The 17,572-nt window shown below is 45.9% G+C and carries 14 protein-coding genes; 13 read left to right on the forward strand and 1 reads right to left on the reverse strand.

From position 1 onward, the window contains the following. The first annotated feature begins 2 nt into the window (after nt 1–2). The 12 genes from sprA to ACLI09_RS10665 all read left to right on the forward strand — a co-directional run bounded on the left by sprA (nt 3) and on the right by ACLI09_RS10665 (nt 14,511). On the forward strand, nt 3–7,454 hold the full coding sequence (gene sprA, locus ACLI09_RS10610) for a cell surface protein SprA (RefSeq protein WP_411419597.1): 7,452 nt from the start codon (nt 3–5) through the stop codon (nt 7,452–7,454). Nucleotides 7,455–7,516: 62 nt separating this feature from the next. Then, nucleotides 7,517–7,897 (forward strand): glycine cleavage system protein GcvH, encoded by a 381-nt coding sequence (gene gcvH, locus ACLI09_RS10615; RefSeq protein ID WP_411419598.1) that lies wholly within the window; start codon nt 7,517–7,519, stop codon nt 7,895–7,897. Further along, nucleotides 7,890–8,261, forward strand: a complete 372-nt coding sequence (locus tag ACLI09_RS10620; RefSeq protein WP_411419599.1) for a VanZ family protein — start codon at nt 7,890–7,892, stop codon at nt 8,259–8,261. Before gcvH ends, ACLI09_RS10620 begins: the two co-directional genes overlap by 8 nt. Before the next feature lie 44 nt (nt 8,262–8,305). Then, nucleotides 8,306–9,052 (forward strand): deoxyribose-phosphate aldolase, encoded by a 747-nt coding sequence (deoC, locus tag ACLI09_RS10625; RefSeq protein WP_411419684.1) that lies wholly within the window; start codon nt 8,306–8,308, stop codon nt 9,050–9,052. Between the two features lie 304 nt (nt 9,053–9,356). Continuing rightward, nucleotides 9,357–10,259, forward strand: coding sequence for a heme o synthase (gene cyoE, locus ACLI09_RS10630; RefSeq protein ID WP_411419685.1), 903 nt, complete (start codon nt 9,357–9,359; stop codon nt 10,257–10,259). Between the two features lie 4 nt (nt 10,260–10,263). After that, entirely contained in the window at nt 10,264–10,851 is a 588-nt protein-coding gene (locus tag ACLI09_RS10635) for a heme-copper oxidase subunit III (protein ID WP_411419600.1), read from the forward strand. A gap of 46 nt (nt 10,852–10,897) precedes the next feature. Next, nucleotides 10,898–11,878 carry a cytochrome c oxidase subunit 3 gene (locus ACLI09_RS10640; RefSeq protein WP_411419601.1) on the forward strand — a complete coding sequence of 327 codons (981 nt, stop codon included), beginning with the start codon at nt 10,898–10,900 and terminating at the stop codon, nt 11,876–11,878. A 21-nt stretch (nt 11,879–11,899) separates the two neighbouring features. Next, nucleotides 11,900–12,250, forward strand: a complete 351-nt coding sequence (locus ACLI09_RS10645; protein WP_411419602.1) for a cytochrome C oxidase subunit IV family protein — start codon at nt 11,900–11,902, stop codon at nt 12,248–12,250. Between the two features lie 74 nt (nt 12,251–12,324). Next, on the forward strand, nt 12,325–13,002 hold the full coding sequence (locus ACLI09_RS10650; RefSeq protein ID WP_411419603.1) for a hypothetical protein: 678 nt from the start codon (nt 12,325–12,327) through the stop codon (nt 13,000–13,002). Next, a complete protein-coding gene (locus ACLI09_RS10655; RefSeq protein ID WP_411419604.1) occupies nt 12,992–13,717 on the forward strand; it encodes an SCO family protein in 726 nt (241 codons plus the stop codon). The genes ACLI09_RS10650 and ACLI09_RS10655 overlap by 11 nt, the downstream gene beginning before the upstream one ends. After that, complete coding sequence (locus ACLI09_RS10660; protein ID WP_411419605.1) at nt 13,717–14,262, forward strand: DUF420 domain-containing protein; 546 nt, start codon at nt 13,717–13,719, stop codon at nt 14,260–14,262. The genes ACLI09_RS10655 and ACLI09_RS10660 overlap by 1 nt, the downstream gene beginning before the upstream one ends. Further along, nucleotides 14,263–14,511, forward strand: coding sequence for a hypothetical protein (locus ACLI09_RS10665; protein ID WP_411419606.1), 249 nt, complete (start codon nt 14,263–14,265; stop codon nt 14,509–14,511). It abuts the gene before it with no gap. Nucleotides 14,512–14,590: 79 nt separating this feature from the next. Here ACLI09_RS10665 and ACLI09_RS10670 read toward each other — a convergent pair whose 3' ends face one another. Beyond that, entirely contained in the window at nt 14,591–15,982 is a 1,392-nt protein-coding gene (locus ACLI09_RS10670; RefSeq protein ID WP_411419607.1) for a DUF4403 family protein, read from the reverse strand. 138 nt (nt 15,983–16,120) lie between these two features. Here ACLI09_RS10670 and ACLI09_RS10675 point away from each other — a divergent pair, with 138 nt between their 5' ends. Continuing rightward, entirely contained in the window at nt 16,121–17,572 is a 1,452-nt protein-coding gene (locus ACLI09_RS10675) for a TolC family protein (protein ID WP_411419608.1), read from the forward strand.

The raw sequence follows: 17,572 nt of genomic DNA on the forward strand, positions 1-17,572 counted from the left end.
CCTTGAAATCAAAGTACTCAAAAGGCTTTTGTAACACTATCAGATATACCCTCTCAATCCTGTTCTTATTTATAGGCCTGGTTGCCCGGGCGCAGGTTACTGAGGAGGAAGAAGATAGCGAGGCGAGCCAGGATACGGTTAAAGGCTATAATGCAGGCAAAGTGGAACTTAAAAACCCTTCGAGCATTGTAGACGCTTACACGTATGACCCTGTTACCGATATGTATATATTAAATTCCACGTTTGAGGGCTTTAATATTACCTATCCCGTGCTGCTCACACCAGACCAGTACCAGCAGCTGGTACTGCGCGAATCGATGCGCGAATACTACCAGCAAAAAAGCAAGGCCATTGACGCTAAGGATAATAAGGAACAACAGCGCGACCTTTTGCCCCGGTACTATGTAAATTCCAGCTGGTTTGAAAGCATTTTTGGAGGCAATACCATCGATATAAAACCGCAGGGGTCTGTTGAGATGGACCTGGGCATACGGTTTACAAAGCAGGATAACCCCTCGCTGTCGCCACGCAACAGGCGCACCTTTACCTTTGATTTTAACCAGCGCATCAGTATGAGCCTGCAGGGCAAGGTGGGTACCCGCCTTAATGTAAACGCTAACTATGATACCCAGAGCACTTTTGCGTTCCAAAACCTTATAAAGCTGGAGTATGCCCCTACCGAGGATGACATAATACAAAAAATAGAAATAGGTAATGTAAGTTTCCCGCTGAGCAACTCGCTGGTGCGTGGCGCGCAGAGCCTTTTTGGGGTAAAGGCACAGTTACAGTTTGGCAAAACCACCGTAACGGGTATTTATTCTGAGCAAAAATCGCAAACAAAAACCGTAACCGCGCAGGGTGGCAGCACCATTCAGGATTTCTCCATCTTCGCGCTGGAGTATGATTCAGACAGGCACTACTTCCTGTCGCAGTTTTTCCGCAACCGGTATGATGTGGCGTTGCGCAACTACCCGCTTATAGACAGCCGCGTACAGATAACCCGCATTGAGGTATGGGTAACCAATAAGCAAAACCGCATAAACGCCGCCGAAAATAACTCCCGCAACATTATAGCGCTACAGGATTTAGGTGAAGGCCGCCTTACAAAAACAAGCCCGTTAAACGTGCAGGGCAACGGCGAAGAGATAACCCAGTATACTGTGGCATTTGCAGGCGCTGCCGACTTCTTTAAGCAAAACGGCCAGGTGTTAAATGCCTATCCGGATAATAACAACAATAAGCTGGACCCGGAAGATATAGAAACCGGCGCCGGCTACCTTGACCCCAGCATCCGGGAGATAGTTACTACAGCACCGGGCAGCTTTATAGGCCCGCTTGCCGGTACTGCCAGTGAAGGCCGCGACTATGCCAAGCTGGAAAATGCCCGCAAGCTTACCACCAGCGAGTATACCTATAACCCGCAATTGGGCTATATATCATTAAACCAAAAGCTTAATAACGACGAGGTACTCGCCGTGGCCTACCAGTATACGGTGGGCGACAGGGTGTTCCAGGTGGGTGAGTTTGGTACAGATGGTGTAGAAACCACCACTGCTACTACCGACGAAACATCCGGCGCGGTAACTGATGTAAGTACCAAGAGCCTTATGCTAAAGATGCTTAAGAGCAGCCTGGTAAATACCGAAGAGCCTGTGTGGGACCTGATGATGAAAAACATCTACCAGATACCTAACGCCTACCAGTTGAGCCAGGAAGATTTTACCTTCAACATTTTATATACCGACCCTTCTCCGCTTAACTATATTACACCGGCAGCCGATAATAACGGAAACGTTCCGCTTCAGCTTCCTGATGGTTCGGGTTTTCCGTCGCAGGATGAGGATATGTACCGCGTGGCCGATAACCCGCTGCTAAAAGTATTTAACCTGGACAGGCTTACCTATGCTGGCGACCCGCAGGTGGGCGGCGACGGTTTCTTCGACTTTGTGCCGGGCCTTACCATCGACCAGCAAAACGGCCGTATCATCTTTACCACGGTAGAGCCCTTTGGCGAATACCTGTATGATAAGCTGGGCACTAACACGCCCGGGGGTGTAAACCAGGATTATAACAACGACAGCGCCGCAACCCAGGCCCTTTATAACGAGAACCAGAAAAAGTATGTATTCCGCAGGCTGTATAAAAGCACCCAGGCCGATGCATTGCAGGAAAGCAGTAAAAACAAGTTCCAGCTGCGCGGCCGCTTTAAGAGTACCGGCGGCGGGGGCATATCGCTTGGCGCGTTTAACGTGCCGCAGGGCTCGGTTGTAGTAACGGCAGGGGGGCGTACCCTGGTAGAGGGTATAGACTATACCGTAAATTACCAGGCAGGTACCGTGCAGATATTAGACCCCTCGCTACAGGCATCGAGCACCCCTATAGAGGTTTCGGTAGAGAACAACAATACCTTTGGCCAGCAAACACGCCGTTTCGCGGGTATTAACGTAGAGCATAAATTCAACGATAAATTTTTGGTAGGCGGTACCATGATACGCATGTCCGAAAGGCCGTTTACCAGCAAAACAAACTACGGGCAGGAGTCGGTTAACAATACCATTGTGGGCCTTAATACTAACTTTAGTACTGAGGTACCGTTGTTTACCAGGCTGGTAAACAAGCTGCCCAATATGGATACCGATGCGCCTTCAAACCTTTCGTTCCGTGGCGAGATGGCCTACCTGAAACCGGGCGCCAGCAAGGCCGACCAGTTTAACGGCGAGGCTACCACCTATGTTGAGGATTTTGAGGGCTCGCAAACCACTATAGACATGCGTGGTGCACAGGGCTGGTCGCTATCCAGCGCGCCAATAGGCCTGGGAGGTGAAATAGACGGCAATACCACCGAAAGCGGTGCACGCCGTGCAAAACTGGCGTGGTACAGCATAGACCCTGTTTTTTACGCCTCGTCTTCAAGGCCTACCGGCATTAATGCGGGGTCGGTTTCTACAAACCAGACCCGGCGTATTTATTATGACGAGCTGTACCCGGATACCGATGTGGTGCCCGGCCAGAGCCGCGTGGTAACTACCTTAGACCTTTCTTATTTCCCAAGGGAAAGGGGGCCGTACAACTATAGTACCGATGGTATCAGCGGTACATTTACCGAAGCCAGGGCTACGCAAAACTGGGGAGGTATAATGCGCGCCATCAGTTCTACAAACTTTGAACAGACCAATGTAGAGTACATCCAGTTCTGGATGCTCGACCCGTATGTGGCAAACCCAGGGGATGTTACAGACTCTAATAACACCGGTACGCTGGAGATTGACCTGGGCGAAATATCTGAAGATATATTACGGGACAACCGTAAGCAATATGAAAACGGGCTTCCGGGAGCCGATGGCACTTCCCCGGTATTTACTACCGCCTGGGGCAAGGTGCCGGTATCGCAGTCGCTTATCTACGCTTTTGATACCGAGGGAGGCAACCGCGAGTTTCAGGATGTAGGGCTTGACGGCCTTGATGACGCTGCCGAAGCGGCAATGTTTCCCGGTTTTCCGGCAAATGACCCGGCAGCAGATAACTACCAGTTTTACCTGAGTGTAGACGGTGGCATTGTAGACCGGTATAAAAACTATAACGGTACCGAGAATAACTCACCCATAGATGTGGGCGATACAAACCGTGGTAACACCACATTGCCCGATGTTGAAGACATCAACAAGGACAATACCATGAACACCATTGATGCCTATTATAAGTATGAAATACCCATAGGCCCCAATGCCATACCCGGTACGGGCTATGTGGTAGACGCGCGCTATAATGCTTCGGAATCTATGGAAGAAGGTACCACGCCGCGCAGGTGGCTGTTGTATAAAATTCCGGTAAAAAATGCTACCGAAGCGGTAGGGGGTATTAACAGTGTGCGCTCCATCCGTTTTATGAGAATGGTGGTTACCGGCTTCAGGGATGATATTACACTGCGCTTTGGCGCGCTCGACCTTGTAAGGAGCGAATGGAGGCAGTATGAAAACACGCTTGACCTTGATGAAGATAATTCTGATGACGAAGCCACTGCCTTTACCGGCTTTGATGTCGTATCATTAAATATACAGGAAAATGCCCAGCGCAGCCCCATAGGCTACCAGTCGCCGCCGGGTGTAATGCGCGAGCAGCTGTACAGCAACAACGCGGTTATCAACCAGAACGAGCAGGCGCTTTCGCTGCGCGTATATGCTACAAACGGAATCTCGTCTGATTCTTACGGGCTTGAGCCGGGCGACTCGCGTGCGGTATTTAAGAACGTAAATGTGGATATGCGCCAGTATAAAAAACTACGCATGTTCCTGCACGCCGAAGCACTGCCTAAAAACACCAGCGGATCCAGCGATAACTCTAATGTTGTTTTAGAGGAAGACTTTAAATTGCAGGATGACGAAATGAGCGGCTTTTTGCGCTTTGGTACTGACTTTACCGATAACTATTACCAGGTAACCAAGCCGCTTAAGGTAACGCCGTATACTAATGTAACCGCTGAGAGCATCTGGCCGGAGGAAAATGAAATTGTAGTAACCCTTGCCGCGCTTACCAGGCTTAAGCTGATGGCCCTGGGCGGCACTATCCCTCAAAATGAGGATGGCAGCTACAGCATGGATGCTAACCTTTTAGATGCATCGCTGGCGCCGGGCATGATAATATCCGTAAGGGGTAACCCTAACTTTGGCTTTATACGCACGCTTATGGTGGGTGTTAAAAACAACTACGATGCACGCGGTGGCACCGGCAGGCACATTAGGGGCGAGGTGTGGTTTAATGAACTTCGCCTTAGCGATATGGACAGCGAGGGAGGCTGGGCTGCTGTAGCGAGCCTGGATACTAACTTTGCCGATTTTGCCACGCTTTCAGCTACCGGAAATGTAAGTACTATAGGCTTTGGTAATGTAGACCAGGGGCCTAACGAGCGCAGTAGGGAAGATACCAAGCAATATAATGTGGTTACTAATATTAACGCCGGTAAACTATTACCTAAAACATGGCATTTTAATATACCGTTTAACTACAGCGTGGGCGAAACCACCATTACGCCTAAGTACGACCCGTATTACCAGGATATTACCATAGACCAGGCACTGTCAGTAGCGGCTACTGAGGCAGAAAGGGACGGTATACTAAACCGGTCGGTAGATTATACCAAGACAAAGAGTATTAACTTTATAGGCGTTAAAAAAGACCGTGGCCCAGAGCAGAAACCGCACCTGTACGACCCGGAAAACATTACGCTTACCTATTCGTATAACCAGACTGACCACCACGATTTCCAGATTGAAGATTTGCTGGACCAGCAGGTAAGGGCAGGGGCAGACTATAACTATACCTTTAAAAACAAGCCGGTAGAGCCGTTTAAAAACACGGCCTTTATGAAAAAGAGCCAGTACTGGAAAATGCTGAGCGATTTTAACTTTAACTACCTGCCCAGCAACCTGTCGTTTAGCAGTAACATTATACGTCAGTACAACAGGCAGCAGTTTCGTAACATAGATGTAGAGGGTATAGCCATAAGCCCGCTTTACAGGCGCAATTACTTCTTTAACTACCAATATGGCTTTAACTATAACATAACAAAATCGCTTAAATTTAACTACGCGGTTTCTACCAGCAATATTGTGCGGAACTACCTTGATGAAGATGGACGCCCTATAGATGATTATACCGTGTTTGAGGATTTCTGGAACATAGGCACGCCCAATACCCACACCCAGCAGTTTGTGGTAAATTATGACCTGCCGCTTAACAAGCTGCCGTTCCTTAGCTTTGTAAAAAGCACCTATAGTTATACGGCTAATTACAACTGGCAACGCAGTACCGATGCACTTGCCTACGCGCCGGATGGCACCCCGCTGGGCAACACCATACAGAATGCCAATTCGCACAAGCTGAATACCACCCTGAGCATGGATATGTTCTATAAATATATAGGCCTTACCGCAAAGAAAAAACCGGCGGTAAAGAACGCGCCGCCTTCTGGGCCGCCAAAACCGGGAGAAAAAGTTACGGCAGCCCCTAAAGCACAGCAAAGCGGCAACTCATTTGTTAACGGGCTTATAGGTGTGGCTACCAGCGTAAAAACCATACAGGTTAATTATAACGAAACTAACGGTACCGTGCTTCCGGGCTTTTTACCCTCTATAGGGTTTTTAGGTACAACCAAGCCTACCATAGGCTTTATAATAGGCAGCCAGGCAGACGACATCCGCTATGAGGCGGCAAAGCAGGGCTACCTTACTACCTACAACGAGTTTAACCAAACGTTTACACAGGTTAATACCAAGCAGCTTAACCTTACCGCGTCGGTAGATTTGTTCCCTGATTTTAAAATCGACCTTACCGCCGATAAAACATCGTCGTTAAATACATCAGAGCAGTATGATGCTTATGATCAGGACAACGATATATACCGCTACCAGCCGCTTTCGCCAAACACTTACGGTAATTACCAGATATCTACCATACTGATAAAAACTGCGTTCCAGAAAAGCGATATTAACGGCTCTGCTGCGTTTGACCAGTTCAGGGAAAACAGGCTTACGGTAGCTAACAGGCTTGCCGAGCAGTACTACGGCAATACTACATTCGCTCGCTACCAGGCTACTGATACCAATGAGTTTGCACAGGCAAACGCAGGCTACCCGGTGGGCTTTGGCCGCAACAGCCAGGCGGTACTGCTACCGGCGTTTATAGCGGCCTACCAGGGCCAGGATGCCGGCAAAACGAATACCGGCCTGTTCCGCAACGTGCCGCTGCCTAACTGGGTGATGAAGTATACCGGGCTTATGCGCTATAAGTTCTTTAAAGACAGGTTTAAGCGTTTTTCACTGCAAAGTGGTTACAGGGCTTCTTACAACATTAACTCCTATCGTTCTAATTTTGCATTTACAAACCCCGAAATAGATGAGTCTACTAACCTGCCTATCCTCCAGGACAATGGCAACAGGGGTAACTTTTATAATAAATACATTATAAGTAACGTAAACCTTACCGAGCAGTTTAACCCGCTTATCCGTTTTGATGTTGAAATGAAAAGCTCGTTTAAGATACTTGCTGAGGTTAAAAAAGACCGTACCCTTAATATGAGTTTTGACAACAACCTGCTTACCGAGGTTAAGGGTAATGATTATACCCTGGGGCTGGGCTACCGCATTAAAGATGTTATTATACACTCAAGGCTGGCAGATAACCCTACCAACACCATAAAAAGCGATGTAAACCTTAAGGCCGACCTTACCCTGAGGAAGAACGAAACCATTATACGGTACCTGGATTATGACAACAACCAGCTGGGTGGCGGGCAAAACATCTGGACACTTAAGCTAACGGCAGATTATGCCTTCAGTAAAAACCTTACAGCTATTTTCTATTATGACCATTCGTTCAGCCAGGCGGTAATTTCTACGTCATACCCGCTAACCACCATACGCACCGGCTTTACGCTGCGGTATAATTTTGGAAATTAATTTAAATAAAACATTTTTTCAAATAGCCGATAAAAGCTACATTTGCCTAAAAACACACAAACATGAATATTCCTGCTGAACTTAAGTACACAAAAGACCACGAGTGGGTAAAAATTGAAGGCGATACGGCTACCGTAGGCATTACCGATTTTGCACAGAAAGAACTGGGCGATATTGTATATGTAGAGGTAGAAACCCTTGACCAGACCCTGGGTAAAGACGAAGTTTTTGGTACGGTTGAGGCTGTGAAAACAGTTTCAGACCTTTTCCTGCCGCTAAGTGGCGAAATAACAGCGTTTAACGACGCGCTTGAAACCAACCCAGAAAGTGTAAATACCGACCCTTATGGCGCAGGCTGGATGGTAAAGGTTAACATAGCTGACGCTTCAGAAATAGAAAGTTTACTAAGCAGCGAACAATATAAAGCTCTTATTGGTGCGTAAAGTATACTTTTGGGCAGCACTGTCACTTACCGTTTTTATAACGGTTACCTGCCTGATGAGTATGCAAAATTTTAAAAACATGGAGGTTGTAAACAATACTGATAAGTATGTACACCTCTCGTTTTACCTGCTTTTTACTGTAGTGTGGTACCAGTACCTTGTAAGGAAGCTGGAAAACAGTACAAAATTCCGGGTACGGCTTTACACTTTTTTATGGGCCTGCTCTTACGGTATCGGCATAGAAATTTGCCAGGGTGCTTTTACAAAAGACCGAAGTGCCGATTTTCATGATATTATTGCAAATTCATCCGGGGCATTGCTGGCGGTTGCAGTATTATGGCTTGCGGATAAATTAAAAAAATGATAAATAAATCCCGATGTTTTTCGGGATTTATTATTTTTATGGCTATGGATGACATCAGGCAATATTTAGATTCTACCTACCTTAAAACCGCCGCCCAGGCAGGGCTTACCGATGCGCAAAACCGCGAGGTGGTAAGGCATGTGGTTACCGAGGCTATTGAAGAAAATTTTAAGCTCGTTATGGTACGGCCTGATATGGTGGCCATGGCCTGCGAGATGGTGCGGCAGGCAGGCAGCCCGTTATATGTGGGTACGGTTATCGATTTTCCTGAAGGCAGCGGTGGGCTGGAAGCAAAGCGTGCCGAAGCTGCACAGGCTATAAAAGATGGTGCGGATGAGCTTGATTTTGTTGTAGACTATACCGCCTACAAAGCCGGTAACCTCTCAAAAGTAGAGGAGGAGGTAGGCCAGTGTACCCGGCTGGCATTACAGCGGGGCCGGGTAATAAAATGGATAATAGAAGTGGCCGCACTTACTGCCGAAGAAATTAAGGGGCTGTGCGGGCTGGTGCGCGGCGCGGTTACTGCTAATGCTGATGTTACTGATTATGGCAGTGTATTTATAAAATCGTCTACCGGGTTTTACCAGGCTGACGGCGGAAAGCCCAATGGCGCAACGCCTGAGTCCATAAAAATAATGATGGAGTGCGCCGCACCGTTACCGGTTAAGGCTGCGGGTGGTGTACGCAGTTATGATGAGGCCATGGCCATGATAAACCTGGGCGTAAAGCGTATAGGTACATCATCGGCAAAGGCTATAGCGAACGGCAGGCCCGCTACAGAGGGGTATTAAATCAAAAAACCTTCCGCTGTTAACGGAAGGCTCTTCTTCATAGCAATTAATCGATAGTTTTTTTCTTTTTCATAGCACAGTCAAAAACCTTTTCAGGCGTTTGTCTGTTATATAGATGTAAAAAGAAATAAAAGGTTGCGTAGGGTTGCAAAAAAAAATAAAAATATTTTTACGGCAGGTTTTTTCCCGAATAAGGGCTGCCTGCAGCCCGCTAAAAAAATTGGGCAAGAGCGTGTAAATGTTTTTTGATGCAAGATATTTTGGGCTATCTTTGCGGCAGTTTTTAAAACCCATGAAAATCACTTTGAACGCTTCAGATAACGCGATTTCTATCAGGTCAGTTTTTGCCGATTTTAAGTCCATAACTAAATCGGGCCTTGCCATCAGTGTGGTATTTTCCTCTATGATGGCCTACCTCCTTGGGGTGTCTGAGAGCAACCCCTTCAACACCGTTACTTTTATACTGCTGGCCCTGGGCGGCTATTGCATGGTAGGCGCCAGCAACGTGTTTAACCAGGTAATAGAAAGAGACCTCGACGCCCTTATGGACCGCACTAAAAACCGACTTTTGCCTTCAGGTAAAATGTCGGTACGCAATGCCTTTATACTGGGTGTGGCGCTTACCATTGCGGGCCTGGGCATACTGTACAGCATCAACCCTAAAACGGCCATGTTTGGTGCCATAAGCATATTTTTATATACCAGTGTATATACGCCGCTAAAAACCGTTACCCCGCTTGCGGTATTTGTAGGCGCGTTTCCGGGCGCTATACCTTATATGCTGGGCTGGGTGGCCGCCACTAACGATTTTGGTATAGAGGCCGGCACGCTGTTCCTTATACAATTCTTCTGGCAGTTCCCGCACTTTTGGGCCATCGGCTGGTTTTTGTTTGAAGATTACCAGAAAGGCGGCTTCTTTATGCTGCCCACGGGTAAGAAGGATAAAAAAACAGCGCTGCAAATTATACTGTACACTACCTGGTTAATTTTAGCATCGCTATTGCCGGCCACCGGGCTTACCGGCGCGCTGCACCTTAGCTACTGGGCCGCCGCGGTGGTACTGCTGCTGGGCATCTGGATGCTGGTGTATGCCATAAAACTATATAAAAATATGGATGCCGCTACAGCAAAAAAGTTAATGCTTGTAAGTGTTTCTTATATATCGCTGCTGCAGGTTATTTATGTATTAGATAAATTTTTACGATAAGAATATGGAAAATATAAAAATGTCTGCCGTGGAGTATGCTGAAAGGAGCGGCAGGTCGAAAAAAATGCTGTTATGGTTTGCCATGATAAGCATTGTGATGATGTTTGCCGGCCTTACCAGCGCCTATGTGGTAAGCTCAACAAGGCGCGACTGGCTAAACGACCTTACCCTGCCGGTTGCTTTTGTTGTAAGTACAATATTACTTTTATTAAGCAGCGGTACTTTTATACTGGCAAAAAACGCGGTTAAAAAAGGCAACCACCAGGCGGCTTCCGGGCTGCTTTTGCTTACGCTGGCACTGGGTGTGGGCTTTGTAATATCGCAGTTTTACGGCTTTAGCCAGATTATAGATATGGGCTATTATTTAACGGGTGAGGGCAGCACTGTTACGGCTTCTTTTATATATGTAATTATCGTTGCGCACATAGGTCACGTTTTTGCCGGGCTTGTTGTGCTTTCGGTAGTAATTTATAATCATTTTAAACATAAATATAACCCTTCTCAAACCCTTGGTATAGAGTTAGGTGCAATGTTTTGGCACTTTCTCGATATTTTATGGCTTTATTTGTTTTTATTTTTCTATTTCTATTAAAATAAAAAAATGTAAATTTGGGAACTTTTTAACCTAATAACGTTTTATGGCAGCGACAGTTACTACTACAGCCACTACAGGCAAAACATGGGACGGCGGCAATGAGCCTATGGCAGCAAGCTATGGCAAATTGATGATGTGGTTCTTCATCGTTTCAGATGCCCTTACATTCTCAGGATTTCTTGCAGCGTATGGCTTTTCAAGGTTTAAATTTATAGGTACATGGCCTATTGCAGACGAGGTGTTTACCCACTTTCCGTTTATGCATGGTGTAGATGCCCCTATGTATTATGTGGCCTTGATGACGTTTATCCTTATCTTTTCGTCTGTAACGATGGTGCTTGCGGTAGATGCCGGCCATAAACTTCAAAAAAACAAAGTTGCTGTTTATATGCTGCTTACCATAGTGGGCGGCCTTATATTTGTAGGCTCTCAGGCATGGGAGTGGAAAAACTTTATAGGCGGCGAATATGGCGCTGTAGAATCTAAAGGTGGTTCTATCCTTCAGTTTGTTGATAGTAACACAGGTAAACGTATTGCCCTTGAAGATTTTGCCGCACACCTGCCTACAGACCGCCAGGAAAAAAGGAAAAGCAACGGTATATGGTTTGAAACCGCGCCTGCGCTTCCTGAATTTACTGTTGAGGAAGTAGCGGCCGGCCTTAAGGCTAATCCTAATGTTGTTATAAAAACAGAGAATATAACTAAAGATAAAACGAAAGAAATACTGTCTCACGAAGCATCGGTTGCTAAGATAGCTGATTTTGGCATGGTGGTAAAAGGCGCTAACCTTGAGCACAACGAATACGGCCACAAGCTGTTTGCCGATTTCTTCTTCTTTATAACAGGCTTTCACGGTTTCCACGTATTCTCCGGTGTTTGCTTTAACATCCTGATTTTCTTTAATGTTGTGTTAGGCACATACGAAAAAAGGAGGAGTTATGAAATGGTAGAGAAAGTAGGCCTTTACTGGCACTTTGTAGACCTTGTTTGGGTATTTGTATTCACTTTCTTCTATCTGGTTTAATCTTTAAAAAAATATAGGATCATGGCACATACGCACGAATCTAATACAAAAAGGATATGGTTTGTTTTTGCACTCCTGTCTGTAGTAACAATAGTTGAGGTATTTTTAGGTATCGTTAAGCCCGATGCCCTGTTTAAAACAGACTTGCTTCGCCTTAACCTTCTTAACTGGATATTCATTATCCTTACCGTATTTAAGGCTTATTATATAATGTGGGCGTTTATGCACCTTGAAGGCGAAAAAAGCAGCCTTAGGTGGTCTATAGTTGCCCCGCTGGTATTCCTGATTATCTATCTGGTGTTCATCTTACTTGTTGAAGGTAATTATATTTTTGATGTGTTTGCACAATCTCACTACAAGTGGATTTTTTAAGGCATATTAATTCATAAAAAAGGCGGTTATATCAACCGCCTTTTTTAATTTTGTACCATTACTGCACACCCTTTATGAAACGTAAAATAGTTTTGCTTGGCCTTCTTGTACTTCCATTGGTTTTGTATGTCTATTTTTCGCTGGTAAAGCACAATCAGCTCTTTCTCCCGGTAATTACAAAAAACCTTAAAGAACTCCCCGTGCATACCGCGCTTGATGGCAAACCTGTAGCGCTTAAAGGCAAAATTTCTATAGTGGGGTTTTTTGGCACTACCATCAACAGGCGCAAAGAGGCCATCTTTAACCTGAACCAGAAGATAAACAACAAATACAAAGGTTTTACCGATTTCCAGATGGTAATGCTGGTGCCAAACGGCGACCAAAGCGCCGTAAAGGCGCTCGAAGAAAGCCTTAAGCACATGGGCGACATTAGCACATGGCGCTTTGTGTTTGCATCTCCCAAAGCAATACAGGACTTTTACACCTCTTTTGGTACAAAAGAAAAACTTGATGATACCGGCGGCAGCGATTATGTTTTTATAGTAGATAAAAGCCGCAGCCTGAGGGGCAGGAGGGGGCAAAATAAAAAAGGCGAGCACGAATATAAAGACGGCTACAACACTTTTATAGTATCTGAACTGCACAACGACATGACCGATGATGTAAAGATACTGCTGCGCGAATACCGCCTGGCACTGCGCCGTAATATGCCAAAAGGTTTTAAAAAAGAAAAACTAAGCAATGAAGAATAGATCATACATAGGCATTTCGTTTATTATACTTGTTTTTGGTATCTATACGGTATACCAGCTGTCAAACAGGTGCGAAAACGGCACAATAGTAGTACAGGACCGCCTTAGCGCGGGAGAGCCTGCCCAAAAAGAATCGGGGCTTTATGTGGTGGGCAAGGCACCCGACTTTAAGCTCACAAACCATGAAGGCATGGCTGTTACCCAAAATTTTTATAAGGGTAAGGTTTATGTAGTAGAGTTCTTTTTTTCTACCTGCCCTTCTATATGCCCAGTAATGAACCGTAACCTGATTGAAATACAGGAGGCGCTGGCTAATGAAAAAGATTTTGGTATAGCCTCTATAACCATCAACCCTGAGTTTGATACACCTGAAGTGTTAAAAGAGCACCGTGAGCTGCTGGGCATAACCTCGCCCAACTGGAACTTTTTAACCGGAGATAAAGAATACATTTACAGCATTGCAAACAAAGGATTTAAAATATATGCCGGGGAGGGCAGCCCGGCGGCCGGCGGCTTTGAGCACAGTGGCCTCTATGCCTTAATAGATAAGCAGTGTAACATCCGCTGCAGGAAAGATGCCTCAGGAAACCCGATTATGTATTATTCGGGCATTAACTATAAAAGCCCTGAAGGTTTAGAAGAAGACCTGGGTGGTAAATACCACCCGGGGGTTGACGCAATTAAAGAAGACATTATAAAATTACTTGACGAATAATGGAAGATACACTACAGGCAGAAAAAAAATACAAGAATTGGATTATTGCACTTTCTATAATCATCCCCGTAGCGGTAGCGGCGCTTTTTGGCTTGAGCCTTAAAGATTTGGGTTACGATGTAAAGCCACTTTCATTTCTACCGCCCGCTTATGCCACTATAAATGGCTTTACGGCCATAGTGCTGGTAGTGGCGGTGCAGGCCATTAAAAACGGTAACCAAAAGCTGCATGAAAAGCTTATAAAGCTGGCCATAGTCCTTTCGGTGGCCTTTTTGGTTATGTATGTAGCCTACCACATGACGTCTGACCCTACGCCTTATGGCGGTAAAGGGTTCTTAAAATACCTGTACTATTTTATACTGATTACACACATCATGCTGTCGGTTATAATTATACCGTTTGTGCTTGTAACCTATGTAAGGGGCATAACGGGCAACTATGAGCGCCACCGTAAAATTGCCCGCATTACCTATCCTATGTGGCTGTATGTGGCTATAACAGGGGTTATTGTATATGCCATGATTTCGCCTTATTACCCTTACTAAATGAAAAGCCGTTTTACTAAATATACGCTTATTCTTGCTTTTGTATTTGCCGGATTGCAGGCCAGCGCCCAGTGCGCCATGTGCCGCGCCGCGCTGGAGACTAACGAGCAGGGGATACAGCCGGAATCGGTTAATGACGGTATTGTATACCTTATGGTATTCCCTTACCTGCTGGTAGCCGTAGTGGGCTATGCGGTATACCGCCTCCGGAAAAAGTCGGTAGCTAAAAAAGAAGAAGCGCAGGTGTAACACCGCGCTTCACTATTTTATATTTATATTAATGTGATTTTAACTGGTGGAATCAAACCATCCAATCCCAAAAATAAAATTACTTCATCCCGTCTACCTTCAGGTTTATCTTTCCTGAGCCTTTTATAAAGGCAATGATGGCGTTATCGGTTAGGGTAACTTTGTCAAACTCAAAATCATCCAGCGTGCCGTTTACAAACACACCCGCCATAGGCGAATAGTTGTTAAGGTAGGGCAGCATGCTCTTTTTGCCTTCCTCAAGGTTGGCTTGTATAGAGTAGCGGCAGTTTTCCTGTATTTTTTTAAGTATAATACCGCTTGCCATCCAGTTTGCGGTACGCATCAGCGCGCTTTTAGTATCCAGCACGTAGTCCATCTGGTCAAAGTAAATTTCCTTTGTTACCGCATTATAATTCGGTATGCCGCTCAGGTATATGGTACCGGTAATACTGCCCATCATTTCGAGCGCTACTATCATTTTACCATCTTTGCTCCACAGGTCTACCTTTTGTATGGTAACCTTGCGCTTGCCATCGCCAAATTCCTGCCCCTGAAAGTTCTTGGTAATAATAGCCGACGCGCTCTGGTAAGTAGATACCGCAGCCACAACCGCACTAACTTTCTCAGGCATGCTGCTTACCGCCTTTAATACCACGGCATCTTTTTTAAGCACTGCTTTTGGCGCCTGGCCTACGGTGGTTTCCATAGTGCACTTAAGGCCCATGTTCATGGTAATCTGTTTTTTGTTCAGTTTGGCATCGGTAACATATAGTTCCTCCGGCATCAGCTGGAACCATGTTTCATACTGCTCGCTGGTTAAAAACGGCTTGCTGAGTGTTTCCAGCGCATCCAGCACCTGCGGCTTAAAGTCAACCGACTGCTTTATGGCATTGTCAAGCTCATCTTCTATACGGGTTTTAAACAGTTTTATGGTAGGGTTTATCAGGTAAGTAATGGGTATTTTTTTACCGGCCACGGTAATGCTGGGGCTTTCGGTCCATTCCAGGTTTTGTAGCTTTGTATCGGTAGTCATCTGCCAGTTGCGCAGGCCTATACTGCTGTCAAACGTAATATTTGCGGCAAGGTTAAACTCGCGTGTGTCGTGCAGGTCTATGCCCATGGTGGTAGTGCCGTAACGCACATTGCCATTCACCTTTATGGGTATAATAATTTGCAGGCGGCCATTCTTCTCGCTGAATTTAATGGGTGCCGTTTTCCATACCTTAAGGGTAACATCGTCGTCTTTAATATTGTTGTCTTCATACACCAGGCCGGTTACAAACTTATTGGTTTGCGTTTCAAGGTCGGCTACGGCTATGCTTACCGGCAGGCTTATAAACGAGGTGCTTTTTTGGTACACTACATCGGTAGTGTTGCCGGGTTCGGGCTTTAGAGCCTGGATGCGGCTGCTCGTGGCGCAGCTTGTAAGTAAAAGGCCTGTGGCTAACAGGCTAATTAGTAAGGTTTTCATAGTATCAGGGAAAATTTTGCCGCAAATGTAGGACTTAATTGTAACAAAAAACAACAGCAGGAGTCTAATTGTAAAACAAAACCGGCCGCGTGCGATTATATTTTAATAAATTTGTTACCACATAGCGTTAACCAACTTATGAAGAACACAATAAGCATACTATTAACCCTTGCGGTTGCCCTGCTTTCGCTAAGTGTGGCGGCACAGCAAAAAAAGTGGAGCCTTAAGGAATGTGTGGAATATGCGTTGAAAAACAATATCCAGATAAAGCTTACCGACCTGGATGTGCAAACGGCTGCCGTGAGTACCAGCGATGCGCGAATGGCCTTTTTTCCTACAGTAAACGCGCAGGGCTCGCACTCGTGGAATATAGGACTTAACCAGAATATTACCACAGGTTTGCTTCAAAACCAGACCACCCAGTTTACATCTGTGGGCGCAAATGTGGGCTTTGATATTTATAACGGCCTGCAAAACCAGAACCGTTTTAGCCGGGCACGCCTTGCTGCCGTGGCCGCGCAGTACCAGCTTACAAAGATGAAGGAAGACGTGGCGCTTAATGTAGCAAATGCTTACCTACAGATACTGTTTAATAAAGAAAACCTGAAAGTGCAGGAACAGCAGCTGGCCTATGACCAGCAGCAGCTAACCCGTACGCAGCAACTGGTAGATGCCGGCAACGTGCCAAAGGGCGACCTGCTGGATGTACAGGCTACCGTGGCTACCGACAACCAAAACAAGATAGCGGCGCAAAATACCCTACTGATATCTAAACTCAGCCTGGCACAAATGATGCAGCTGGAAGACTTTCAGGATTTTGATACCGATGACAGCGATTACCCTACTGATGAAACAGGGGTACTGCTGCGCAACGCCGCCGAGATTTATGACAAGGCAAAAGAGCAGCGTACCGAAATAAAGGTAGCGCAGGCTAACGTAGCTGTAGCCGAAAAAGATGTAAAAATAGCTAAAGGGGCTTACCAGCCTTCGTTACAGGGTTTTTACAGTTTTACAACCCGCGCAGCTTATTCTGACAGGATTATAGGCTACGGGCCAAATTTGGAAAACCCTACAACCGTAGTGGGTTATGTAGACGGTACCAACCAGGCGGTGCTTCAGAACAACTTCGCGCCAATATTAGGAAGAAGGGAGCCCATATTAGACCAGTTTGACCAAAACAAAGGGCACTCTTTCGGATTGTCAATCAATGTTCCTATTTTTAATGGTTTTTCGGCGCGCAATGGTGTAGAGCGCGCTAAAATAGCGCTTGACCGTACTAAGATAACACTGCAGCAGCAGGAATTAGACCTGGAGCAGAATGTGTATAAAGCCTATACCGATGCACAGGGCGCCTGGAATACCTACGAGGCAGCAAAGGCTACCGTTGCCGCGCGCGAAGGGGCTATGAACTATGCCCGCGAGCGCTACAATGTAGGGCTTATAAACGTGTTTGACTTTAACCAGACACAAACGCTTTTTGTAAATGCGCAAAGCGAATTGCTGCGCAGTAAGTATGACTTTATCTTTAAGGTTAAGATTCTTGAATTTTATTTTGGTATACCCATTTCCCAGATAACTGAAAAAAAGTAA

The organism is Flavobacterium sp. RHBU_24, from assembly GCF_046613695.1.
Lineage (GTDB): Bacteria > Bacteroidota > Bacteroidia > Flavobacteriales > Flavobacteriaceae > Flavobacterium.